The following is a 25476-nucleotide window of genomic DNA, read 5'->3' as shown; positions in this document are numbered from 1 at the left end:
ATTCGTAAAGCTTTTCACTGCCCAGGGCAAAGGTGTAGACCATCTTCCCAGGGTTGTCGGCCTTCTCCATGTTGGAGATCCTGCCCGCCCGGTACATAGGCGTCCACCAGCATCTCCGTATGGACCCCGAGGTCCTTTAAATCCGAATCGGCGATCATCTTGCCGATGACATTGGGAAGGCTCCCGATGCCGAGCTGCAGGCAGGAGCCGTCTTCAATCTGTTCCACCACATGCCGGGCGATGGCCCGGTCCACATCGGATATGGGGGTGCGGGGCAGGGAGACCAGCTCCGTGTTGGTCCCCTGGACCACATAGTCTACCTCGGAGATATGCACGGCCTCGCCATACCCGCCGTAGCAAACCGGCATGTTATCATTCACCTCAACAATCACCGTCTTTGCCTTGCGGAGCTGGCTGTACTGACAGGAGTTGGCGATGCCGAAGTTGAAAAAACCGGCGTCGTCCATGGGCGCCACCTGAACTATGAACACATCGGTGGTCAGGTCCCCGTCATCGTAGATCTGGTTGCCCTCGTGGTAGAGAACCGGGATGTAGCTGCAGCCGCCCCTGTCGTGGAGGTACCGCTCACCACCGCTGAAATGAAAGCTGTTGTAGTTGAAGCTTCTGCCCGAAGGATCGGCCAGGGCCACCTTGGGAACCCCCGGGTACCCCACCCCGCGCACCTTCACCGCCTCAAGCTCCCCGGCGCGATGGGCAAGGGCCTCATCCAGGTCCACGGGGCTGCAGAGAAAATTGCCGTAATCCACCCAGTCACCGGACTTGACCAGTTTTACCGCTGTGGCCGCATCCACGCATTTTCGCCCGTACTCACGTCTGTACATGCCCACCTCCCAGTTCCGTTAAAGGTTATCTTTCCGGCATGTTACTTGAGCAAAGGGCGTGCCACAGGCATCATCACAAGATCTAACCAACTGGTTTTACCTGCTTTCACAACAAAACAGACAAGACATGGGCGGGCAAGGAAATGCGACAGGCATGTCGCATAGCAGAGCCATAAAACGCCAGGCAGCTCTACATCAGGGGCTTTTCAACCATGCGACACCAACGCCGCACTTTGCGACACATCATTCGCATGACCGGAGTCGGTGCAGTGCCATCTTCCGCTCAAGGGTCCGTCGGTTAATGCCCAGGCGGTGTGCGGTCTTGCCCCGGTGCCACTGCATCTCCTCCAGGGTTTTGAGGATGTGCGCCCTCTCGGTTTCGGCCAGCAGGGACTTCAGGTCCCTTCCGTGATCGGACACGCTGCGGTACCTTTTGTCCACCGAGGGCATGGCCCCATCTGCTGAAAAGATTTCCGTAAAGTCCAGTTTTTTCAGGGTCACATAGCGATGCAGCACATTTTGCAGCTCCCGGACGTTCCCCGGCCATCGATACCTCTGAAACGCATCCAGAATCGCCGGGGTAATGGGGGGAACCTCCGTTGCACCGGGGTACTGTTTCAAAAAATGATCGATGAGAAGGGGAATGTCCGATGGCCGCTTTCGAAGCGGGGGAAGGTGGATGGGAATGATATGGATGCGGTAAAAAAAGTCCTCCCGCATAAGGCCTTTGGTGATGAGGTTGGTCAGGTCCCTGTTGGTTGCGGCGATGATCCTCAGGTTCGGCTTTCGGACTGTCTTTCCCCCCAGGGCAGTGTACCCGTTGCCCTCAATGGCCCGCAACAGCTTGGCCTGCATCCCCAGGGCGATCTCCCCGAGCTCATCGAGAAACAGGGTGCCGCCGTCGGCCAGGTCCAAAACCTTGAATCCTGAACCGCTCCGGTGAAGGCCCCTTTTTTGTACCCGAAAAACTCGCTCTCCATGAGAGATTCGGGGATGGCTCCGCAGTTGACGGGAATAAAGCCATGGTCCATGCGATCGCTCAACCGGTGGATTTCCCGGGAGACCAGCTCCTTGCCCGTCCCCGACTCTCCGTAGATAATGATGTTGGCATTGGAGGCGGCGGCATTCAGTATCACCTCGTAGACCGCCTGCATTTCCGGGCTCTTCCCGATGAGATCCCCGAATCGGGAGCGTGCGGTCATGGTGGATTTCAGGCGCCTGTTCTCTTTGCGCAGGCTGTCGGCACTGTCACGCAGGCGCTTCTCCTTGAGTTTCCGATCGGTGATATCCGTAAGCAGGGTCTGCTGTTTCCGCACGCTGCCGTCCATGGCACAAATGGGGGTTGAGACCGCCGCATACCATCGGTGGTCCCGGGGGTTTAAAAACTCGGATCGCACGGTTTCCCCCTTGAAAACATCTGCCGCTCCACACCACGGGCAAGGCGTTGTCCGGTCATAAATGGCGGAATAGCAGGGGTCCCCCACGGCCTCCCGGACAACCTGTGCCCTAAGGTGGCCATTCATAAATTCAAGGGTGTAATCCTTGTAAGAGGTGTAGAGATGACCCGGAAAGTTCTCAACGATACCCCGCAACTCATCTTCCCTGAGTTTCAGCTTTTTTTCCGCCTCTTTTCGAGAGGTCACATTCACCAGGGTGGCCACGCTGGTTGAGCCCTGGACCATGTTCAGCTTGATCAGGATATCATAGACGTCCCCGTCCCGGTCCATCAGGCGACACTCATACTCCTCCGGGGCCCATGAAGGGTCCTGACGCCGCCTGTGGTGGAAGTGCGTCATCCGCTCCAGGTCCTCTGGCACCACAAACCGCGTCCATTTCATTTTGCCTTCAAGCTCCGCCCGTGAATACCCCACAAGCTCTTCGAGCTTCTCATTCATCATGGAGATCGTCAGGTCCTCTTCGAGAATAACCGAAGGGGCGGTGGATTTTTCAAAAACCCGGCGAAACAACTGAGCCCGGCCGTTCGAAGTCTCATCTCCGGCAAGGCTCTCACCCGCTGGTTTGTCCCTGTTCCCGCACACCTTGAGTTCTGTCATCGTCCGCCCCCTGCCATGGTAAATGAACCCTGCCTGCCCCGCCGATCCCGCTGATATGACACGGGACCAAAAATACTCGTGTGGTATCTATCCAGGGGTTTGCAGGACGTCTCCCCCCGTTTGCGTTACACAAACAGTGGTTGCCAAAAAACAAAACGATCCATTGCTAAACATGGTTATTTTGTGCCCGAGCCATTGCCTTCTTGCAAGTATAAACTGGTTTCAGGATCACACGTTTGGTTGCGAGGAATGGCTTTAGCATGTATATATCTCGCAGCGGCTTAAGATAACGTATCATCACGTAAAAGCCTCAACCAACGCCGCTGCCTCCGCAAACCGGAACAAACCGCAGCCCCAAAACTCCGCAGGTTCGGCTCCCGCTCCGCAGACAGCACGTTCACATGCATGCACCGGAATCTGCCCGCAAAAGAGGGTGGCAATGGGGAACTCACAGCGACAGACAAAACGGAAGGTTGTAGCCTCCGGGATCGGGATGGTTGCCGTTCTGATGCTTCTGGCAGCGGTGGCCGGGCGCTTCTGGCTCACCTCGGACCACGGCCGCCATTTTATTCAGAATCGCATCAACAGGGCCATTCCAGGAAGCCTCCACTGGGACAATCTGAGCCTTTCACTGTTTGCAGGACGCATGGAGGTTACCAATCTTCGGCTCCACGATCCGGAGTCTGCCCCCCTTGTCTCTCTGGACCGGCTTGTTGTGAACCTTGCATGGGCTCCCCTTTTGGGAAGCACCCTTGCCCTTGAAAACGTCATCTTAGAATCGCCCAAGGTCCTTCTGGCCACGGACGCATCCGGCACATTCAATATCCTCACAGCCTTTCCTGCCCGGGAGCCCGACGCCCCGACACAAGACAACGACTCGGGGGAATTCCCCTTCAACATCCGAATCGACGCCCTCTCCCTCACAGACGGCTTTTTCCAATACGAACACCGAAATGCCCCTGAGCCCCAGGGACGGATTGTCGCGGGCACCGTCGACCTCTCGCTGGAAGATGCAGACCTCCGGGAAAAAACCATTCGGGCCTCCCTTCGCCTCGGGGGCGGGGAAATCAACATGGCGGGCATCACAACAGGGGTCGATGCCTTGCGGATCGACGGCCATCTCAACGGCGACCGCCTGAAGTCCCTCGCCCTGGCCCTGGAATCTGACCTGGTGGCCCTGGAGGCCAAGGGCCAGGCCGAAGACCTGTTCGAGAGCCCCCTCTTTGATATGGACCTCACGGCCACCACGGCCCTCACCACCGTGAAAGAGACCTTTCATCTCCCTGCCGCGCTCTCGGGCCCGGTCACCCTCAACCTGACGGCCCGCGGAACCACCGACAACCCCAGCGCGCACCTGACCCTCTCCTATTCCGGGGGCGAGATCGCAGGTATCCAGGTGGACCGGGCCGGCCTGGCCTGTGACCTTGAAGAGAAACAGCTGGCCCTCAAAAAGCTCAACATCGATGCCCCCCTGGGCCAGGTCAAGGGTACCGGGAGCCTCGACCTCCGGGAAGCCTTCCCCCAGGGGTTCACCGCCCAGCAAAGAAACCTCGACGCCATGGCCTGGCACCTGGAACTGAGCCAGACCGGCACCGCCTTAGAGGCCTTTTCCCGCAATGTACCGGGCCTGGCCGGTGCGCTGCGGTCGGAGCTCACCATCGACGGTACCGGGGCCTCACCTTCTCTCATGTCCGCGGAGGCTCGGCTGGACGCCTCAATCCAAACGCTTACCCTGGCCCAGCTCCCCGACCCCGTGGACCTCGACCTGAAAACCCGTCTCACCCTGGACGACAACCGCCTGGCCCTTCGCAACCTGAGCATCAAAGCCGGAGAGGCCTCCGTTAACGGGACCGGAAGCTTTGACCTTGCGTCCTCAAACATTGAAACCGAACTCTCTCTTGCCATCCCAAATCTTGCCGACCTTCGCCTAGCCCCTGAAGCTGCCGGACTTACCGGCCGACTGACCCTGGACGTCGGGATAACCGGAACCACTGCCCACCCGGTGGCCGAGGCCAGCCTCCAGGGAGACGCATTAGAGCTCGGGGGTCATGCCCTCGGCACCCTTCGCATGGCAGCCGGCCTGGACCGATCCGGTCAGCTCACCATCCACGAGCTGACCCTTGAGGAAGAAGACTCCCGGCTCCGTGCCCAGGGTTCCATCCATCTCCTGAAAAGCAGGTTGGAATCCGGCTCACCGGCCCAGCTCTCCCCCACCCTCCCCGTGGACCTTGACCTGGCCTTTGAACACATCGACACCGAGGCCTTCCTGGCAAGCGCCTGTGTCTCGGGAATTCTGGACGGGACCCTCTCCTGCAAAGGTCCCCTCAGGTCTCCCTCGGCCCGCCTTGCCCTCACCGGCCGCTCCCTGGCCGTTACGGACTATCGAATCGGAGACCTCGAAGTCCTTGCCCTGCTCAAGGACGGCATGCTCTCCATGGACACAGCCCGGTTGACAAATGGCCAATCCCAACTGGAACTCTCGGGAACGGCACGCCTTCTCGAACCTGAAACCGGGGCCGTGGTGGCCCACCCCGCCTTTGATGTCACCCTCAAGGCCGAAGCCTTCAACTTAAACGATGTCACCCCCCGGATGTCGGGACAGGTCTCCATCGACGCACGCCTCTCCGGAAACACGGCTGCCCCCCGGGGCAGCCTCTTTCTTGGGGCGGAAAAACTCAACCTTGGCGTTCAGACACTCCACGAGGTCACCCTGGCCTCCCGCATGGACGACAACCGGGTGACCATTGAGGAGCTCACCGTGGTCCTGACCCCGGGAGAGGAGCTGAGAGCAGACGGCTGGTTTTCCCCTGCCGAAAAGACCTACGCCCTGCAGCTCGAGGCCCGGGACCTGGACATTGAGGAGATCGAATTCATCGGTGAAAAAAACGCGGCCAAAGGCCAGCTCAGCCTGGATATCACCGGGGAGGGGAACCTGGACAATCCCCGGCTCAAAGGAAACATGGCCGTCACCGACCTGTTCCTGAACAACGAGCCCTTTGACGACGGCAGCCTCGAATTGACCCTCAGGGATCAGGAACTCCGGGTCCGGGGAGACCTCGTGGCGGAGCTGTCCGGCAGTTACAATCTCGTCACCCACCTCTTCTCCGCCAGCGCGCGCCTGGAGCAAACCCGGCTGGAGCCTTTTTTCAAAATGGCGGGCCGCAGGACCCTCACAGGGACCGTCACCGGCCTCATCGAAGCCCGGGGAGACGCCACCTCACCCAAGACCCTCACCGCCGATGCAACCGTGACAGAGCTCACCGCCTCCCACGACGGAACGGCCCTCATCACCAAAGGGGCCTGCAACGCCTCCTTTGACAACGGCACCCTGCGGGTGGAGGCCCTGAATCTCTCCCTCTTCGACCAGGGACACCTTGACATCAACGGCACGGGATCACCGGACGGCACCCTGGATTTTTCCCTGGACGGTGCCGTTCCCATGGAGGTGCTCCACCTCTTCACCGAAAGCCTCGGGGACATCACCGGAGACATCACCCTTTCTGCCCGCCTCACCGGCACACCCAAGGAGCCGGACTTTAACGGGGACCTCGTCCTTAAGGAGATCGGCTTCACCGTGCCGGTCCTGGGCCAGAAACTCCAGAACCTCAATGGTCGCATGGCGATCACGCCCAAAGCCCTCACCGTTAAGACCATCACCGGCAATCTCGACAAGGGGCAGTTTGACTTTTCCGGCACCCTGGGGCTGGACCATGTGACCCCAAAGGCCATCAAGGCAAGGCTCAGGGCACAGGCCCTTCCCCTGACTCTGCCGGGCACCATGGAGCTTTGGGTCAACGGCGACCTGACCTATGAAGGCACACCGGAGCACGCCCTCATCTCAGGGGAGATTATCCTGGTGGAGGGGCGCTACTTTAAAAACGTCCGGCTGGGGCTCATCGACAACCTCGGCCAGCGACGCCGGGAGCAGTCCCCTGTCACCCGAAGGCGCGACACCCCTATTTTGAACAACACGGAGCTCAACATTTCCATCCGGCACCGCTCCCCCTTTGTGGTGGACAACAACATTGCGCTGATGGACCTGAAGCCCACCCTCACCGTCTCCGGCCCGTTGAGCCGGGTCCTTGTCAATGGACGGGCCGAGGTGGAATCCGGCACCATCTCCTACCTGGGCAAAGAGTTTGAAATCAAAAAAGGGGTGGTGGACTTTATCAACCCCTACAAAGTCGAGGCAACCATTGACGTGGACAGCGAGATCGTCATCAGGCAATGGACCATCACCCTGAAGGTTTCGGGGGTGGAGGACAACCTCAAATTCGAGATGAGTTCGGTGCCCGAGGAAAGCGACTCGGACATCCTCTCCCTCATCGTCTTCAACAAAACGCACAACGAAATGGTCAGCGGAGAGGGCGGATCCAGCCAGTCCACCAAGCAGATCCTTGCCGACATGGTGACCCGCACCCTTGAAGGGAGCCTCAAGGAGGCCACGGGCCTGGACACCATAGAAATGACCTACACGGAACGCACGGACCAGGATGATGCCGACGATGTCAACATCACCGTGGGCAAGGAGCTCTCCAAACGCATGACCCTCAAATACGGGGTGGGAACCAAAAACGGGGTCACGGTCCAGAGCGCCATCACCGAGTACAAGTTCTACGAAAGCCTCCTGATGAACGCCTTCCGGGACACGGACGGGGACTTCGGCGGCGAGCTGGTCTTCCGGCTGGAGATGAGGTGACCATGATCGCATCGCCGCCCACATGCGCCCGACGAAACGGCCCCCGCGCTGCCCGGCACTGGATGTGCCTTGCCCTTGTGCTCTCAGCCGTCCTGATGCCTCGGCCCACCGTGGCCGAGCCCAGCGCCCCCGTCATCACGGAGATCAACGTGGAAATCGTGGGGACCGTCACAAAACCTGCGCACCTTGCCGCCTTTGCCCGCCGTATCATCCTCCTGGAAGAGGGAGAGCCTTTTTCCGCCGAAGCCCTTGAGAAAAGCCTGGAACTGCTCAAGAGCACCCGGCTGTTCCAGGCCATCGACGTACCCGACCCGCCCGAGAATGAAAGAGAGATGGCCCTGACGCTCCGACTGACCCCGTTCCGGAGGATCAAGGATATCCACATCAACGGGGCGTTTCCCCTCCTGGAAAAGGAGGTGCTCAATGCCATGACCATCTATACCGGTGACGCCTTTGTTTCCGAAAAGCTTCAAAAACAGGAAGCACTCATCAAAAAAACGTTCAAAGACGAAGGGTACCCGGACGCCACGATCCGGGTCACGTCGGAGGAGGACCCGAAAGACGGCCATTTCGAGGTGACCGTTTCCATCCACAAGGGGGACTTCGACCGAATCCACCGCGTGGAGCTCATCGGAAACAACGGTTTTTCCGACGCACGCCTCAAGCTGAGACTCGACACCTGGAAGGTCTCCCTCTTCGCCGGAGAGATCCCCCGGTTCATCCAGAAAAAGCTCGATGAAGATGTGGACAACCTCCGAAAATTCTACCGCGCCAAGGGGTATGGAGACGTGGAGATCACCCCGGAGGTGGAGCACCTCGCCGATCCCCACGATATGGTCATCCGGTTCAGGATAGACGAAGGGAAAAAATACGTGGCCCTCTTTGAAGGGAACACCGAGTTCTGGGGACTGACCCTGAAAAAAGAGCTGGCCTACCTGAAAGAGGGAAACCGAAGCGAACTGGGCCTGAAAAAGAGCCTCAGAAACATCCGGACACGCTATCACAAAGCCGGTTATCTGGATGTGCAGGTGAGCATGGAGGAGTCCGACGTCACCGTCGAGGGTATCAGGGAGCGAGAGCTGCTCTTTTCCATTGACGAGGGACCCCGTTACATCGTCCAGGCCTTGGACATCCAGGGCAACACCCTCTTCGACCGGAAGCGCATCGAAAAGCAGATGCTCACCCGCCTGCCCGGCACCTTCAGCGCCGGAGAGTTCGTCCCCGATGTCCTGGACGAGGATATCAGCGCCATCCAGTCCCTCTACCTGACCAAGGGCTACCTGGAGACCACCGTGGACCATAAGGTGACCTTCATAGAGGACCCCGAAACCCACCGAAAACTCGCCGATATCTCCCTTTCCATTTCCAAGAGGGTATGCAGACCCAGGTGACATCCGTTGCCTTCAACGGCCTGCAGGCCCTCACACCCGATGAGGCGCTGGACGCCATTGCCCTGAAGGAGGGAGAGCCCTTTCGGGAGTACATGATCGAAAGCGATGAAAACACCCTCTCCGGTGCCATCTCTGAAAAGGGCTACCCCCATATCACCGTCACGGGGCAGGCCCGGGTCGAGACCGATGACGAGGGGGCGGGCCGGGCCGAGATGGCCTACGACATCACCGAAGGGCCCAACGTAACAACCGGCGAGGTCTTCTACACAGGCAACTTCCGCACCCGCGAGCGCATCCTCAGGCGGGAGGTCGAGCTCACCCCGGGGGAACCCTTCTCCCTGACCCAGGCCCTGGAGACCCAGCGCAACATCCGGAACATCGCCGCCCTCTCCGCAGCGCACTTCCGGACCATCGGGCTTAAAGAAGAGGAACCCGAGGTGAATCTGTTAGTGGAGGTGGAAGAGAGAAAGCCCTACTACTATGAGCTCGGTCTCGGATACGACACCCGGCGGGAAAAATATGCACACACCCGCCTTGGGGACCGCAACCTCTTCGGCCAGAACAAAGACGGCTGGATCGCAGCCGAGGTCAGCGACATCGGATACCGCACCGAGCTGGGCATCACCGAGCCCCGTTTTCTGGGTACCCGGATCAACGCCACCTTCAGCATGTTCGGAGAAAAACTCGAAGAGTTCAACCAGGATTTCGGCACACGCACCTACGGTTCCTCCCTGACCTTCAACCGACGGTTCCTCGAAAATTTCAACGCATCCCTCAACAACCGCTACGAATACAGGGAGCAGTACAGGCTGAACGACACGCCCATTCCCCCGGGGGATGAAGAGCAATACGAGCAGCGAAACATTGTGGTGGTCACCCCGTCCCTCACCTACAACTCCACCGACTCCTTTGTGCGCCCCCGAAAAGGCATGATCGCCTTCGGGGCCCTGGACATCTCCGCAGGCGTCGGAAATTCACTGGATGACTTTTTCAAATACCGCTACGAGTTGCGGTTCTATAAAACCCCCGTCAACCGCCTCACCTTTGCCCTGAGGGGCAGGGTCCACCACATCGATCCATACGGAAGCAACAACAATATCCCCGAAGACCAGCTCCTCTTCCTGGGTGGAACCACCGACATCCGGGGCTACAGCGAGAACAAGTTCCTTGTTAACGACAGCGGCGAAGCCGTGGGCGGGCGCACCACCCTGCTGGGAAGCGTGGAGGCCCGCATCGACCTGGGCTTGAATGTGGAACTCACCACGTTTTTCGATACAGCAAGCCTCCGCAATGCCTCCCAGCCCGATCTCTCCGAGTCCTTTCGTTCCAGTGCCGGAGCAGGCCTGCGCTATATCACCCCCATCGGCCCCGTGGGATTTCTCTACGGCTGGAAGCTGGACAAACAGCCCGGAGAAAGCTCCGGTAATTTTCATTTTTCCATCGGATACACCTTCTGAATCCCCCACTTAAAACAAGCAGCAGCCCCTGATCCGGTTATCTCTCGAATCGGGTGGACACGCCCCTGGTTAATTTTTCCTCCTCATCAAAAGTCTTTTTTTTGCGTTGTTACCTACAAAAACCTTGCGTCCGATTCAAACATCGTTTAAAACCCTTTTTTATCGATGTTTCAAACAGCGTTTAAAATATTTGTTTCCCACACAACGGACCCCTTAAATGGATACCAAAACCAAAATACTCGATGCCGCCGAACGGCTCATCGTCGAACTGGGCGCAGACAAAGCGTCCATGCGAAAAATCACAGAGGAGGCCGGAGTCAACGTGGCGGCCATCAACTACCACTTCGGCTCCAAGGACAACCTCATCTCAGCCATTGTCACCCGGTTTCTCACCCCCCTTGAAGAGGAGCAGACCCAGCGCCTGGAGGTGGTGATGGACCGTGCAGGAGACAAGGCCCCGGTTCTGGAGGACCTGCTGCGAAGCCAGCTGGCGCCCCTTCATGAGTTCACCGTCACCCACCCGGACTGGATGAACGTTTTCCACCAGTTTGCCGCGGCCTACGAAAACGAGGATTTCTTCAAACAGAACCTGAAAAACATCCTGGAGAAAAAACTCATCTACCTGGTCGACTGCATGGCAAAGGCCCTGCCCCAGATCCCGAGGATGACCCTGCTGCGCCGCATTGCCTTCTTCCGGATCGGCCTTCAATTTACGGAGGGGGAGTGCATCATGGAGGAATCCATTGCCATCCTGGGTATCGACCGGGATCCCGATGCCATGCTGGAAGAGTTGATTCACTACATCTCAGCGGGCCTCCGGCAAATGCCTGCATATCCGCCCTACAGCCGGGCCTGAAAGTCACTTCCACTGGCAGGAAATCAGGTGGTGTTGCGTTTATATCTAAATACCGGTTCAGAAGAATAAGAAAACGGGCCCTTCACCTTACGGTGGGCCCAAATGAAGACAATCCGACCTTTCGGGGTCCAAACCGCAATCTCCGACGGGACGGCCGCGCGTTAACTGCGCAACTCCTTAGGCCACCGCTTTTACCGACCATTTTTTTCGAGTAGCGAGGTACATCAATGAAAGCTATGAAATGGATAACCGTCATCACCCTGCTTGCCCTGCCGGTCCTCTCGTACGCCGAAGGGCCTCGTCAGCTCCGGTGCTCGGCGCGACCAGCCAGATTCACCAGAAAACAATCGCCAAGACCCTGGATGTGGTGGGAACCCTCCAGTTCGACCGCGTCTCCGCCCTCTCTCCCGAGGTGAGCGGCCAGGTGGAGGCCGTACTGGTCAAAGAGGGTGACCAGGTCACCAAGGGAGCGCCCCTCTTCCGCCTGAACCTCGATTTTGTGAACAACGAGATCGGCACGGTCAGGAAAAAAATCGCCCAGGTGGAGATCCGGCTGGCCCAGGCCAAAAAGGACCTGACCCGCTACGAGACCCTCTTCAAGCAGCAGGCGGCCAGTGAGCAGGAGTATGACAACATGCGCCTCTCCATGGAGGACCTTGCCATGCAGAAGGCCACCCTCCAGGAAAACCTGGCCCTGGCCCTCCTGAAAAAGGAGAAGAGCGTCATCCGTGCCCCCTTTGCCGGCGTGGTGCTGGAGAAAAACGCCGATGAGGGCAACTGGGTGGTACCGGGGAATCCCGTGTGCCTTTTGGGCTCCATGGACGACCTCTACGTGAAGGTGCCCATGCCCGAAGACCTCCTGGTCTTTGCCAGGACCGGCGAGGAGCTGGACGTCTCCATCACCGCCCTGGGCCTCACCACCCGCGGCAGGATCACCGGGTACATCCCCGTGGCGGACACGGCCACCAAGAACATCTTCGTCAAGGTGATGCTCCCCAGGCCTACGTGCCCGAACATGAGCGCCACCGTGGCCATGCCCGCCAGCGACAAGCAGGAGATGACCCTGGTCCCCAGGGATGCCCTGGTCACCTTCAACGGCCAGACCCTGGTCTACACCATCAATGAAGGGGCGGCAGCGCCCCTGCCGGTAACGGTCCTTGCCTACGTGGAGGGCGCAGCCGGCATCGCCGAAGGGCCCGTGGCCCCCGGCATGGACGTGATCATCGACGGCAACGACCGGCTCCAGCCCGGCCAGCCCGTGACGGTCATCGAAGCAAGGAAGTAAACCGGATCTGAAGCACAGCCGTGCCCCACTCCCCCCGCAAGGCGCCCGTCGCCTTGTGGCCGCACGAGAAATGCCGAGGGCGTCGGGCCTTTTCTGACATGATGAAACCAGGGATACCAAGCCACCCATGGATTTGATTAAATTTTCCATCCAACGACCCGTCACCGCTGCGGTGATGGTGATCATGATCGTCCTGTTCGGCATGATCGGGCTCTCCAAGCTCCCCGTGCAGCTGGCCCCCGACACCGAGCTGCCGGAAATCGAGGTGATGACCTCCTGGCCGGGTGCCAGCCCCAGCGAGCAGGTGATCGAAGAAGCAGGAGGACAACCTCAAGAGCCTCCAGAACCTCCAGAAGATGGAGAGCTCCAGCTACAACGATTACGCCACCATCACCCTCACCTTTGACCTGGAGACCGACGTGGACACGGCCCTTCTCCGGGTCTCCAACAAGCTCAACGAGGTATCGGACTACCCGGACAACGTCTACGAGCCGGTGATCTCCAGCTCCGGGGGTTCCGCCAACCCCATCATCTGGATGCAGATGCGCGCCCTTGAAGGAAGCAACACCGACATCCGAACTCAGCGCACCTTCTTCGACAACGAGGTCAAGCAGTACATCGAGCGTGTCGACGGCGTGGCCTCCCTCTTGGTCTTCGGAGGCACCAAGGACCAGCTTGAGATCGTGCTGGATCCTGAAAAAATGGCCCGGCGGGGCATCACCATCAACCAGGTGATCGCCCGGGTTACGGCCGCCAACAACGACATCTCCGCTGGGGTGCTGGGCATTGACCGGCGAAACTACCGCATCCGCACCACAGCCAAGTTCCAGAAGGTCACCGACCCTCTGGACGTGGTGATCATGGATGACGGCATCACCCGCATCCTCCTTCGGGACATCGCCACCAGCCGCATCGGCTACGAACCCCAGTTTGTCTCGGTCATGGAAAACGGCGCCGAAGGCATCGTCATCGGGGTGAAAAAGCAGAAAGGGGGCAACGTCCTGGAGATCGTGAACCGGGTCCACGCCGAAGTGGACCGCCTCAACGAAGGCATTCTGGCCAAAAGGGGCCTGTACATCAACTGGTCCTACGACGAGGCGCCCTACATCATGCGGGCCATCTCCATCATGAAAAAGAACGTGCTCATCGGGGCGGCCCTGGCCATCCTGGTTCTGGTGACCTTCCTGCGCAGCGCACGGTCCACGGGCACCATCGGCCTGGCCATTCCCATTTCGGCCATCGGCACCTTCACCTCCCTGTGGCTCATGGGCCGCAACCTCAACGTGGTAAGCCTTGCGGGCATCTCCTTTGCCGTGGGCATGCTGGTGGACAACTCCATCGTGGTGCTGGAAAACATCGACCGGCACCTGAAACTAGGCAAAAAGACCTTTGACGCGGTCTACGAAGGGGCCACCGAGGTGTACGGTGCGGTCATCGCCTCCACCCTGACCACGGTGGCGGTTTTTCTCCCCGTCATCTTCATGAAACAGGAGGCAGGACAGCTCTTCCGGGACATCGCCATCGCCATCACCACGGCCATCCTCCTGAGCCTCTTTGTCTCCATCACGGTGATCCCCTCCTTCATGCACCTGATCTACAGGAAAAAGGGCCCGGCCCAGAAAGAGGGGGGCGCTTTGGGCAAGGCCGGGGATCTTTTTATCTCCAGCATCATGGGCGTGGCCAATGCCTGCCTGAAAAACACGGTCACCCGGGTGGCCTGCGTGGTGTCTTTCACCGCCTTTTCCCTGCTCATCGCCTGGGCCCTCATGCCCAAGGCCGAGTACCTGCCCCAGGGCAACCAGAACTTCATCATGAGCATCCTGGTGCCGCCCCCCGGGTACTCCGCCGAAAAACGGCACGAGGTGGGCGAATACATTTTTGAGAAGACAGACACCTACCGAAAAGACACGGGCGAGGGCCTGCCCAAGATCAAGAACGTCTTTTACGTCTCTGCGGACATGATCAGCATGTTCGGGGTGGTCTGCACGGACGAGGACGAGACCCGGGCCGGTGAGCTGATTCCCTCCCTGACCCAGATCATCTACTCCATGCCCGGCATGTTCGGCATCAGCCTCCAGCCCGGTATCTTCGAAACCGGCCTGGGCAAGGGGCGCACCATCGACCTGAACATCTCCGGCGAAGAGATGGGCTCCATCGTGCAGGCAGGCTTCACCCTCATGGGTGCCGTGGGCCAGGCCGTTCCCAACTCCCAGATCCGGCCGGTGCCCTCCCTTGAGATTGCCTACCCCGAGGGGCGCATCATCCCGGACAAGCAGAAAATGGCGGCCAGCGGCCTCACCGAGCAGGAGCTGGGGATCTACGTGGATGTGCTCATGGACGGCCGGAAGGTGGCGGACTACAGCCCCGACGGCAAGGACCGCATCGACCTGGTGGTTCGCAGCGAGGAGGCGGACTTCAAGACTCCCGAGGCCATCCTGGAAGCCCCCATGGTCAACAACCACGGGAAGCTGGTGCGCGTTGGCGACGTGGCCTCCCTCTCCTACGAGCACGGCATGACCCAGATCGACCGCCTGGAAAAACGCCGCAACATCCGCCTGGAGATCACGCCCCCCATTGACGTGCCCCTTCAGGAAGCCATGGAGACCATCCGCGCCAAGGTGGACGGCCTCATGGAAGCCGGTCAGCTCTCCGGGGTAAACGTGAAGCTGGGAGGCAACGCCGACAAACTCATGGAGACCTTCCATGCCCTGAAGTGGAACCTGGCCCTGGCCATCCTCATCACCTATCTGTTGATGGCCGCCCTTTTCGAGAACTTTCTCTACCCCTTCATCATCCTCTTCTCCGTGCCCCTGGCAGCCGCCGGCGGGTTCATCGGGCTGAGGCTGGTGGACCTTCTCGTGGCCAGGCAGCCGTTGGACGTTCTCACCATGCTGGGATTCATCATCCTCGTGGGCACGGTGGTCAACAACGCCATCCTCATCGTGCATCAGTCCCTGAACAACGTGCGACTGGAGAACATGTTGGGGATGGACGCCATCAAGGACGCCATCCGAACCCGTATCCGGCCCATCTTCATGAGTGTCTGCACCAGTATCTCCGGCTTTCTGCCCCTGGTGCTGGCCACGGACTCCGGGTCCGAGCTCTACAGGGGAATCGGCAGCGTGCTGCTGGGTGGCATGGCATTGTCCACCCTCTTCACCCTCTTTGTGATCCCCGCGCTCCTCTCCTTCTTCATCGGTTTCGAAGAAAAAGGCCGGCAGGCCTCGTCGCCAAACGAGCCCCTGGAGCGCTACTCAGCCTAACACACACCATGGGGGCCGGGATGTCCGGCCCCCATGTCGAGCAGTGAGGTATACGACATCATGAAACGACTTCTCGTTCTGGCAGCCCTTTGCCTGGTTGCCACCCCCTTACACGCCCTGACCCTGTCCGAGCTGCAGCAGGAGGCCCTGGCCGAACGCCACGCTGTCAAGGCCAGTGAGGCCACAGCCGCCATCGCCGAAAAAAAGGTCCAGGAGGCCAGGAGCCCCTTTCTCCCCAGCGTGGACGTGGGCTACGAAGCCAACCGCTACAACCACGACACCATCACCGAAATCCGGGAAAAAAATGACGGGTTCACCGGCAGCATTGCCTTAAACGTCTTTGCCGGATTCAAGGACGCCTACTCCCTGAAAGCCGCACGCTTTGGTGCCGAAGCCGGGCAACTCGACCTGGCCTCCACGCGCCAGGACGTCAGCCAGAACGTGGCCCTGGCTTTTCTGGGGGTCTATCGCAGCAGGCAGAACCTCACCGTGGCCCAGGACTCCGTCAGCCTCTACAAAGACCGGTACCGGGAGATGGAGCTGAAATACAATGTGGGGGTTCTTAAAAAGCGGGACCTTCTCACCGTCAAGGTGGAGCTGGACAACGCCGTGCAGACCGAGCGCCGCACCCTGGCCAACATCACCGCCTCCCTCAACACCCTGGCCCTTGCCGTGCTGCCCCACAAGCTGAAGCGGACGCCCGCGACTTTTCCGTGTTCACGGAGCTCCCCACGGTCATGGACGCGGCCGAAGGCAAGTCCGTCCTTCTGGCCGAAAACAGCCGGATCCTCTCCCTCAAGGAGACCCTCTCCGGCGCGGGAATGGAGAGGAAGGCTGCCCGGGCCGCCTACATGCCGCGCCTGGACCTGTCGGCCACCTACACCAGCCGGTACCTGGACGACTACAGCTTCGGCTCCTCCGAGGTCAACGGCGACGATGTCCGCCTCACCGCCTCGGTGACCATGAACCTGTTCGACGGCCTCAAAAAAGAGTCGACCTTAAGCCAGGCCTCCCTCAACGAAGCCGCCCTTCGCCATCAGCTCAGGGAGCTTGAGAACAGCCTCTCCACGGACTTTGACAACGCCGTTCTCGACCGGGACGTGGCCATCGACAACCTGGCCGTGGCCCGCTCAGGCCTTGCCGAGGCCGAGGAGAACCTCCGGGTCACGGACCTGGCCTTCGAGCAGGGGGTCGCCACCTCCACCGAGGTACTGGACGCCATCTTCAGCCTCTCCCGCGCCCGGTTCAACAACATCTCGGCCCTTACCGACGTGTTTGCCACACACTATACCCTGCTGAGACTGACGGAAGGGTTTGAGACAGGTAAATCAGGAAATAGGTCATAGGTAATCAGGTAATAGGGCAAGATGGCAGGGAACAGGCCTCTCCTGCCGCCTTCGTGTTTCAAGCGCAGCGACACCCTGCGCCGGTTGGATCGCACGCGCGACTGCGATCCGGCCGGTGTGCGGGGAAAAAAGCAGGTGATAGGTGATAGGTGATAGGTGATAGGTGATAGGTGATAGGTGATAGGTGATAGGTGATAGGTGATAGGTGATAGGTGATAGGTGATAGGTGATAGGTGATAGGAAGAATAGAAACAGATCACTCACCGAAGTCAATCATTAAAAAGAAGGAAAACGGCTTATTGACGGTGCGCACGGCGCACCCTACGAGGTATCGGCCTTTTGCCGACATGACATAAAAACGATACCCGCCCCCCCAACCATGCCCGACCCGCGAAGCGTAGGGTGCGGCCCCCGCACCGTTTTCGCCACAGCCCACCGCAATGCCCATCAGACAAAAAAAGACCATCCCCACAGAAGCGTCCCGCCCCGTGAACGATGGCCTTTCCCTATTTCCTACTCCCTACTCCCTATTCCCTGTTTTTCCCCCTCTCCACCTCGACTCCCCCAATTCAAATACCCGCGAAGCAACTGAATGGCCCCGTCCAGGCAAAAGCCCAAAACGCCGATGGCAAGGACCGTGGCCATGAGCAGGTCGTACTCCATGGTATCCCGGGCGTCGTTGATGATGTAGCCGAGGCCGCTTGAGACCCCCAAAAATTCAGCGGGAACAAGAACGATCCACGCCACGCCCAGGGCCAGGCGCAGGCTGGTGAGGATGTAGGGAACCGAGGCAGGGATGATGATGCGGGTGAGGAGCTGACGATCTGTTGCGCCCTGGTTTCTGGCCATCATGATCCAGCCGGGGTTTACCCGCACCACGCCCAGGGAGGTGTTGAGGATAATGGGCCACACCGTGGCCATGGTGATGATAAAGCAGATGGCTGTCTCAAAGCTGGAGAAGATGAGAAGAGCGATGGGCATCCAGGAGAGGGGGCTGACCATGCGGAGGAACTGCATGGGCGGGTAGGTGAGGACCCTGACGGTTCGGTAGAACCCCAGGAGCAGGCCCACGGGAAACCCCACCACAAAGGCGATGAGAATCCCCAGGCAGACCCGGGAGAGGCTTGCCCCGGCAGAGGCCCAGAAGTGAGCGCTGCCCACCAGGCGCACCAGCCCCTTCAAGGTGGGGCCTGGCAGAAAGCCCTGGAACTGGGCCAGGTCCGTGCGGCTGAAGAGAAGGGTCCCTCCTGCCGCCCAGAGGGCGATGAAAAAAAGGAACCCGGCAAGCCCCATGAAGAGGCCGCTGTTCATCATTTTTTCCGCATAGGGTTGCCTTGCGTATACAGACTGCTTTTTCAAATATCTCTCAATCACATTCATAGGGTTTGGGTTCTCGGCAACGCAAGGTGGGCCAAAGGGCCAATGCTGGCGGCAGGAAACGTTAGTGGCCCTGACGCGGGTTGATCCGGTTACACGGAGATGATCTCCTCCCGGTGGAAGGGATCATCCAGGCGGCCGTACGAAAATTTTCCCGGCCCGCCCACGGCTTCGATGGCCCGGGTGACATAGCGGTCGTCCACAAGCTCGGCCGCAGCCACTTCAGGATCCAGGGAGCGGAGGAAAGCGGCGTCCCCCTCCACAACGGTTCGCCCCAGCTCGCCCACAAGCAGCCGGGTGGCCGACGGATAAGGCCAGGGCTGGAAGCCGATGCGCTCCAGCTGCCACTCGGGATGATGGATGGCACCGGTGCCTCCCATCTCGCCGTAAACCGCGGGATCGTAGCCGGTAAAGGCCCTTAGCAAAATTTCTTCGTCCACGGGGAGATAGTTCCCTCCCTGGCGGCTCAGGATGCGGGCGGCATCCCTGCGGTTCTCCGTGATCCAGAGCTGAGCACGGACAATGGCGTTCATCACCTTCTGGGAAAACACCGGCTGCCGGGCCACCAGCCCTTCGTTCATCACCACCACGCAGCAGGGATGGTTCTTCCAGATATCCCCGGTAAACCGCATGATACGGGCCCCGGTCTTCACCTCGCTGATGGCGTTGATGGGGTCGGCCACAATATAGCCGTCAATTTTCCGTCCGGCAAGGGCGGCGGGCATCTCCGGAGGAGAGAGCACAAAAAGGTTCACCTCGTCCGGGGCAAGGGGAGCGGTCTGGCGCTGGATCACCGGCTTGAGACCGAATTTTCTCAGGCCCATCTGGAGGATCACGTTGTGGGTAGAGTACCAGTAAGGCACGGCAATCTGGTGGCCGCCCAGATCGGCAAACGATTGAATATCCGAATCCCCGCGCACGGTAATGGCGCTGCCGTTGGTGTGGTTCCAGGCCAGGACCTTCACCGGCACCCGGTGCTTGAACCGCATCCACACCGGCATGGGAAGCAGCATATGGGTCAGGTTGAACTTGCCGGAGAGAAAGGACTCCATGAGGGTGGACCAGCTTCGCACCCGCACCGGTTTTTTAAGGCGCAGCCCCTCTTCCTGAAAATACCCCAGGGCATGGGCGATGAGGAGCGGTGCCGAGTCGGTGATGGGCAGGTAGCCCACCCGAAGCTCGGGTTCGCCTGTGGCCCGGGCCAGGGCAGGAATCCCAGCCACGCCCAGGGCGCTGCCTGCGGCGGCCAGCCCGGCCTGTTTCATAAACTCCCTGCGGGTCACGATACGGCTCACAGGCCCTCCTCCTGAAATCGGTCCATAATGGCGCCCTTCATGTCCCGAAGGACCGGATCGGCCGGGTCCCGGGGGTACGCCCTGTCCAAAGCATACTCCTCCATGATGTGACCGGGCTCGCCACCCAGAAGCACCACGCGGCTTCCCAGGGCCAGGGCCTCGTCCAGGTCGTGGGTCACGAACACCACGGTGATGTCGGTTTCCAGGCGGATGCGCACCATCTCTTCATGGAGCCGGGAGCGGGTAAAGGTGTCCAGGGCCCCGAAGGGCTCGTCCATCAACAAAAGATCAGGGTGGCCCATGAGGGCCCGCGCCAGGCAGACACGCTGCTGCATGCCCAGGGAGAGTTCTCCGGGAAGATAGCTCTCGTGGCCTGCCATGTGCACCCTCTCCAGCCAGCGATTGGCCCTTGAAAGGAGATGATCGGTCTCCCCCCTGAGCTTGCACCCGAAGGCCACGTTCTCCAGCACGGTGAGCCAGGGCAGAAGCATGGGCTGCTGGGTCAGGAGAATGCGCGAGGGATCGGGATGCTCCACCGCAGCGCCGTCCACGGTCACCTCCCCGGACGTGGGGGGCACCATGCCGGCCACGATGTTGAGCAGGGTGGATTTGCCGCACCCCGACCTGCCGAGGACCACCACGAAGTCCCCTTCGGAGACCGAGAGGCGCACCCCACCCAGGGCCGCCTTGCGCTTGCGCCCGGAGAGCTTGAATACTTTTGAGATGTCGCTGAGTCGAATCTTTTCGGTCATCTTGCCTGCCTGGTTCCGCCGTTGCCGCAAAGGGCCGATGCCCTTTTCCGGAATGAGATCCCCCTACACTGTGTTTTTCGGTTGTTCCCCCCAAAGAGTTAAAGAGAAAAACAAATGACAATCGGCGTTTTCCGGGCATACCTCTTATATTATGTCTATTTCGGCACTCAGAATTTCCACAGCTCGCGTTTCCAGGATGCCGAGTGCCGCTGTCATTCATGACACCGTTCCCCCGGTTGTCACGCTGGTTGTCGCGCCCGTTGTCACCCCTTGTATTATCTACGAAATACGATACAATATCGGCTTATTAATCCCTGAACGAGGTGTGCCATGCCCTTTCCTCAGTACGATGCCGTTCATGTTATCTCCGACATCCATTTGGGGGGCTCCCCCGGCTTCCAGATCTTCAACCAGCAAAAAGCCCTGGCCTGGCTCATCAACCACCTGGCCGCCGAGCCCAGCCACCGAAAAACAGCCCTTGTCCTCAATGGCGACATCGTGGATTTTCTCGCCGAACCCGCACCGCCCAATGAAAAAGCTTGTTATTTCCGCCCCAACCATGCAGCAAAAGACCTCACCCGCATCATGAACGACCCCGAATTTACGGAGGTCTTTCAGGCCCTTTCCACCTACACCCGGTCTGAAAACCGCACCCTGGTCATCGTCCTGGGCAACCACGACGTGGAACTGGCCCTTCCCGACGTCAGGGCCCTTCTGGCCGAAAGACTCTGCGGAGGATCCGATGCGGCACGGGGCCGCCTCATCTTTGCCATGGACGGCACCGGCTTTGCCTGCCGGGTGGGGGAGAAAAACGTGCTGTGCATCCACGGCAACGAAACCGATGCCTGGAACCCCGTGGACTACAGGGCCCTGAACCGCATCCGGGCCGAGAAGAAACGCCGTACCCCCCTGACCCCGTGGACGCCCAACGCTGGCACCAAGATGGTCATCGACGTCATGAACGGGCTCAAAAAAAAATACCGGTGGGTCGACCTGCTCAAGCCCGAGACCGAGACCATCCCCGCCCTGCTCATGGCCATGGACGACCATGCCGTCACCTGGTCGCGGCTCAAGAGCCTCTTTGGTGTCGCCGCGGACTTCATGCGAGACAAACACCGGGACCCGGACAGCTTCCTCGGACTCCAGGGGGAACTCCCCGGCCAGGAGGCGTCCGAGGACACCGCCTTCCAGCGGGTCATGGCCTCCAGCTACCCGAGCCTGGTCAATACCCCGGCCACCGGCACAACAGACATGGACAGCCTCCTCCACGAGATGGACGCCCACCTGGCAAGGGGAACCTCTCCGGCCTCACTGGCCTCGTCCCCGGAGCAGGCCGACTTCTTAGGTGCCTGGGGCGCGGTGTGGGACAAGATACGGGGCCGCTCCCCGGAGGAGAACATGCGCGAAGCCCTCCAGGGCTGGCTCAAGGACGATCCAACCTTCAACCCAAAGACCGAAGACGACACCTGCCGGAGTGTCCGGGAGCTTGTGGGCCCGGAGGTGGATGTGGTGGTGGCCGGCCACACCCACCTGCACAAAGCCATCAACTCGGGCACAGGCCCCGCTTACTTTAACTCCGGCTCCTGGATCCGACTCATGCAGCTCACCCCGGACCTGTTGGAAAAGGAGCCATTCAAGAAAGTGTGGGCCATCCTTGAAAAGGGCGACATGAAGAGCCTGGACAATGCCACGGTCAACGGCAGGCCCCTCATCCGTCACGTCCGCTCCGTGGTCTCCATTGAAAAAGAGGACGGCGGAGAGGTCTCAGGAGCCCTTGCCACCGTGGAAGAGACAGGCGGCGCCTACAGCCTCTGCCCGGTGCCCGACGGGCGACTTGTCTGCTGACCGCCGGAATGTTTTTTACCCGGCTTTTTTCCTAACGATACCCATGGATCTCACACAGGAGCCCCCATGCCACACATTCGATCCGTGAAACTGGAGTTGTTGCGCCATGGCCCGCCCCACAACCAGCTTATCTCTCCGTTGACGCGCTACATGGGCCTCAGCGGTCGCCACGAGCCCGTCACCGTCACCCTGCCCTACGAGCAGCAGGATGTGCTCACCCTGCTCAGGGCCCTGCGTTACGGGGAAAAAGACACCCCCACACGAAGGGCGCAAATCCGGGAGATCTCGGGGGCCATGGGGCAGATCATGGAAAAGGTCCCCGGCCTCATCGCCGACCTCTCCCTGGAGGGAGACGAAACATTCGTCCAGCTGCGCCTTGTCTTCTCCGCATCGGAGCTGGCCCTGCTCCCCTTTGAGATGGCCGACGCAGCCCGCGGCTTTCCCGGAGAGGGCTCCCCCCTGGCCCTTCAGCAGGAGGTGCCGGTGGTGATGACCCGGGAGATCCGGGGAGCCGACGGACGGGTCCAGCCCTGGGACACAACGCCCCGGATCCTCTTTGCCGCCGCAGCGCCCCCGGGGGTGGGAACCATCCCCTTCAAGGCTCACCTCCTCGCCCTTCGGGAGGCTGTGGGGCCCTGGCTTCCAAGGGCCTCGGCCCACGAATCGCCCACGGAGCGACTCTCCCCCTTTCTCACCATTCTTCCGTCGGCCACCCTGGCCCAGATCCAGGAAGCCTGCGCCGAAGGCTCTTACACCCATGTGCACATCCTCGCCCACGGGGTGCCGCACCCGGACGCGTCGGAAGTCCGATACGGGCTGGCCCTGTGCGACGATACCAATCCCTCGTCCATGGACGTGGTGGATGGAAAGAGACTCTCCGCGGCCCTGCGGGTCAAGGCCCGGGGCGAGGGCTTTTCTTCCCCCCTGGTGGTGACCGTCGCCAGCTGCGACAGCGGCCAGCAGGGCTCGGTGGTACTCCCCGGCTCCAGCCTGGTCCATGCCGTGCACAACGCAGGGGTGCCCCTGGTCATCGGCTCCCAATACCCCTTGACCAAGACCGGCTCCGTCACCATGGTCCGGACCCTCTACGGGGGCCTCCTCTGGGGCAAAGACCCCCGCGCCTGCCTTTACGAGCTGCGCCAGCAGCTCCGGCGGCAGGACCGTACCACCCATGACTGGGGCAGCCTCATCGCCTACGCGTCTCTGCCCGACGACATGGAGTCCCAGCTCGGTGAGTTCAGGACCATCCAGGCCCACAGGGCCCTCACCGCCTCCATGAACCGCGCACACAACCTCACCGAGCGGGGGATCAAAGGCGTTGACGGCGACTTCACCGAGGTCATCGACGACATCCGCCACGCCATCTCGGTGATGCCCGACTGCGATCCAAAACCCGACGCGCCTTTCCTCGCTGCCCAGGAGAACCGCATCGCCAAGCTCTGCATCCTCGGGTCAGCGGAAAAGCGTCAGGCCCAGGCCCTTTACCTTCAGCACAACGAAAACAAGCCCCCCGAGGCCCCTCGTCTCTCCGACGACGCCCTCCTGAGCCTGGAACGGGCCCTTGCCTTTTACCGACGCGCAGCAGCCATCAACGCCCACGCCCACTGGCCCGGCACTCAGCTGCTGAGCCTCTCCATGTTCCTTAAATATTACAAGACAAAGAAAATGGAGCTGGAGATTCCCTTGTGGGCCTTTCTGGACGCCTCGGCCCGCTTTGACCTTCACCACCCCGATTCATCCCAGAGGCTCTGGGCCTGCGCCAACCTGGCCGAGCTCCACTTTCTGGCCCTGGTGGCAGGACCGGTTCGACCCGGGGACCCGAGGCCGTCACCCGAGCACTTCATCGCCCGGCTTCTGGAAGAGGCCCCCACCAATGCGGTCCAGGTCATCGCCCTGCGCTGGCAGCTGCATCGCTACACCCACATCCTGCGCTTCGACGACACCTCGGCCAGCCATGCCGAACGGCTCACCAATATGCTCACGGGCCTTTCGGAGGAGAACACCACGTGCGAACCGATCAGCCAAGCAGGACAGCCCGCAAAATCGCGTTGAACATCGTGAGCCTGGGCGCCACACCGGACGCTGCCGACGCCCTGCCGGCGGGCATGGCCGATGCCACGGCCCGCCTCCTCGTGGCCTCCGGGGCCGCAGGCCCGGCCCTGGTCCGGTGGTCCCGCTCCTGGCAGATGGTCAGCCTCTGTCACCTGTTTGACCCGCTCATGCCCGGGGAGTTCGAAGGGATCGGGCGCCGAAAAGTGTTCTGCGAGGAGCAGGTACGGGACGCCGTTGAAAAAAGATACACCCAGGTTCTCGTCCTCGGGGCGGGGTACGACACCCTGGCGTGGCGCCTGGCCCACGAGTTCCCCGGCGTCCGCTTTTTCGAGATCGACCATCCGGCCACATCCCGCCTCAAGCGAAAAGGCATCGCGGCCATGGGAAGGCCGGGCAACCTGCACCTCATGGCAGAGGACCTGGCCCACACCCCGCTGGCCGAGGCTATGGAGGCCGAGCCGTTGTGGGCCCCAAACACCCAGACGGTGATCCTGGCCGAGGGCCTGCTCATGTATCTGCCCGAAAAGGCGGTAAAGGACCTGTTTTCGCAATGCCATGACATCACGGGCCCCGGAAGCCGCATGGTCTTTACCTACATCGGCACCGGTGCAGGGGGCAGGCCGGATGTGGGGTGGCTCTCCGGACTCCTGCTCTGGACCATGGCCCTGGCCGGAGAACCCTGGCTCTGGAGCCTCCGCCCCGAACAGATCGAAGCCTTTCTGGCCGACACGGGCTGGGAAGCGTCACCGTGCACCCCGGAACCACCTTCAGGCCACGGGGTGGAGTTTTACGCGGTGGCAGACAAACAGAAGATAAAACAATAAATATCACTATTCAGCGCCCGTTTGCCTCCGGCTGCAAGGTGAGCCACCTTGAAAGCAGATAGCAGATGTGTTTTGCCCCTCGTTCCTCGGGTCAAATCACATCCGCCTTTAAAGTAAAAATTCACTCAAAGAACCGAA

At 60.5% G+C, this 25476-nt stretch carries 17 protein-coding genes and 1 pseudogene; 12 read left to right on the top strand and 6 right to left on the bottom strand.

Annotated elements, in window-relative coordinates:
* Positions 1–14: 14 nt before the first annotated feature.
* The 3 genes from ACOYW1_RS04645 to ACOYW1_RS04635 form a co-directional block, all read right to left on the bottom strand.
* Positions 15–842, bottom strand: a complete 828-nt coding sequence (locus tag ACOYW1_RS04645) for a hypothetical protein (protein ID WP_482421843.1) — start codon at positions 840–842, stop codon at positions 15–17.
* Between the two features lie 243 nt (positions 843–1085).
* Positions 1086–1697 (bottom strand): AAA-type ATPase lid domain-containing protein, encoded by a 612-nt coding sequence (locus ACOYW1_RS04640; RefSeq protein WP_482423660.1) that lies wholly within the window; start codon positions 1695–1697, stop codon positions 1086–1088.
* Positions 1616–2896 (bottom strand): sigma 54-interacting transcriptional regulator, encoded by a 1281-nt coding sequence (locus ACOYW1_RS04635; RefSeq protein WP_482421842.1) that lies wholly within the window; start codon positions 2894–2896, stop codon positions 1616–1618. The genes ACOYW1_RS04640 and ACOYW1_RS04635 overlap by 82 nt, the downstream gene beginning before the upstream one ends.
* 439 nt (positions 2897–3335) lie before the next feature.
* Between ACOYW1_RS04635 and ACOYW1_RS04630 the strand changes: the two genes are divergently transcribed.
* The 9 genes and pseudogenes from ACOYW1_RS04630 (at position 3336) to ACOYW1_RS04590 (ending at position 17193) form a co-directional block, all read left to right on the top strand.
* Positions 3336–7595 carry a translocation/assembly module TamB domain-containing protein gene (locus ACOYW1_RS04630; RefSeq protein ID WP_482421841.1) on the top strand — a complete coding sequence of 1420 codons (4260 nt, stop codon included), beginning with the start codon at positions 3336–3338 and terminating at the stop codon, positions 7593–7595.
* A 2-nt stretch (positions 7596–7597) separates the two neighbouring features.
* On the top strand, positions 7598–8986 hold the full coding sequence (locus tag ACOYW1_RS04625) for a POTRA domain-containing protein (RefSeq protein WP_482423659.1): 1389 nt from the start codon (positions 7598–7600) through the stop codon (positions 8984–8986).
* On the top strand, positions 8971–10443 hold the full coding sequence (locus ACOYW1_RS04620; RefSeq protein ID WP_482421840.1) for a BamA/OMP85 family outer membrane protein: 1473 nt from the start codon (positions 8971–8973) through the stop codon (positions 10441–10443). The genes ACOYW1_RS04625 and ACOYW1_RS04620 overlap by 16 nt, the downstream gene beginning before the upstream one ends.
* Before the next feature lie 217 nt (positions 10444–10660).
* Positions 10661–11299 carry a TetR/AcrR family transcriptional regulator gene (locus tag ACOYW1_RS04615; RefSeq protein WP_482421839.1) on the top strand — a complete coding sequence of 213 codons (639 nt, stop codon included), beginning with the start codon at positions 10661–10663 and terminating at the stop codon, positions 11297–11299.
* A gap of 310 nt (positions 11300–11609) precedes the next feature.
* Entirely contained in the window at positions 11610–12584 is a 975-nt protein-coding gene (locus tag ACOYW1_RS04610) for an efflux RND transporter periplasmic adaptor subunit (protein WP_482421838.1), read from the top strand.
* Positions 12585–12711: 127 nt separating this feature from the next.
* Positions 12712–12990 (top strand): efflux RND transporter permease subunit, encoded by a 279-nt coding sequence (locus ACOYW1_RS04605; protein ID WP_482421837.1) that lies wholly within the window; start codon positions 12712–12714, stop codon positions 12988–12990.
* Positions 12941–15847, top strand: coding sequence for an efflux RND transporter permease subunit (locus ACOYW1_RS04600; protein WP_482421836.1), 2907 nt, complete (start codon positions 12941–12943; stop codon positions 15845–15847). The genes ACOYW1_RS04605 and ACOYW1_RS04600 overlap by 50 nt, the downstream gene beginning before the upstream one ends.
* Before the next feature lie 33 nt (positions 15848–15880).
* Positions 15881–16507: pseudogene (locus ACOYW1_RS04595) on the top strand (TolC family protein); the annotation flags it as partial.
* Between the two features lie 77 nt (positions 16508–16584).
* Positions 16585–17193 (top strand): TolC family protein, encoded by a 609-nt coding sequence (locus ACOYW1_RS04590; RefSeq protein WP_482421835.1) that lies wholly within the window; start codon positions 16585–16587, stop codon positions 17191–17193.
* A 513-nt stretch (positions 17194–17706) separates the two neighbouring features.
* Here ACOYW1_RS04590 and ACOYW1_RS04585 read toward each other — a convergent pair.
* From ACOYW1_RS04585 to ACOYW1_RS04575, 3 genes are all read right to left on the bottom strand, one after another.
* Complete coding sequence (locus ACOYW1_RS04585) at positions 17707–18552, bottom strand: ABC transporter permease (RefSeq protein ID WP_482421834.1); 846 nt, start codon at positions 18550–18552, stop codon at positions 17707–17709.
* A gap of 110 nt (positions 18553–18662) precedes the next feature.
* Positions 18663–19865 (bottom strand): ABC transporter substrate-binding protein, encoded by a 1203-nt coding sequence (locus tag ACOYW1_RS04580; RefSeq protein ID WP_482421833.1) that lies wholly within the window; start codon positions 19863–19865, stop codon positions 18663–18665.
* Positions 19862–20617, bottom strand: coding sequence for an ABC transporter ATP-binding protein (locus ACOYW1_RS04575; RefSeq protein ID WP_482421832.1), 756 nt, complete (start codon positions 20615–20617; stop codon positions 19862–19864). The genes ACOYW1_RS04580 and ACOYW1_RS04575 overlap by 4 nt, the downstream gene beginning before the upstream one ends.
* 330 nt (positions 20618–20947) lie before the next feature.
* Between ACOYW1_RS04575 and ACOYW1_RS04570 the strand changes: the two genes are divergently transcribed.
* From ACOYW1_RS04570 to ACOYW1_RS04560, 3 genes are all read left to right on the top strand, one after another.
* Positions 20948–22462, top strand: coding sequence for a metallophosphoesterase (locus ACOYW1_RS04570; RefSeq protein WP_482421831.1), 1515 nt, complete (start codon positions 20948–20950; stop codon positions 22460–22462).
* A 66-nt stretch (positions 22463–22528) separates the two neighbouring features.
* Entirely contained in the window at positions 22529–24514 is a 1986-nt protein-coding gene (locus ACOYW1_RS04565; protein WP_482421830.1) for a CHAT domain-containing protein, read from the top strand.
* On the top strand, positions 24469–25338 hold the full coding sequence (locus tag ACOYW1_RS04560; protein WP_482421829.1) for a class I SAM-dependent methyltransferase: 870 nt from the start codon (positions 24469–24471) through the stop codon (positions 25336–25338). The genes ACOYW1_RS04565 and ACOYW1_RS04560 overlap by 46 nt, the downstream gene beginning before the upstream one ends.
* The last annotated feature ends 138 nt before the right edge of the window (positions 25339–25476 follow it).

This window comes from Desulfoluna sp. CYM3A, assembly GCF_056829965.1.
The sequence above is the reverse complement of the archived record's forward strand: the minus strand, read 5'-3'. Positions and strand labels throughout refer to the sequence as shown.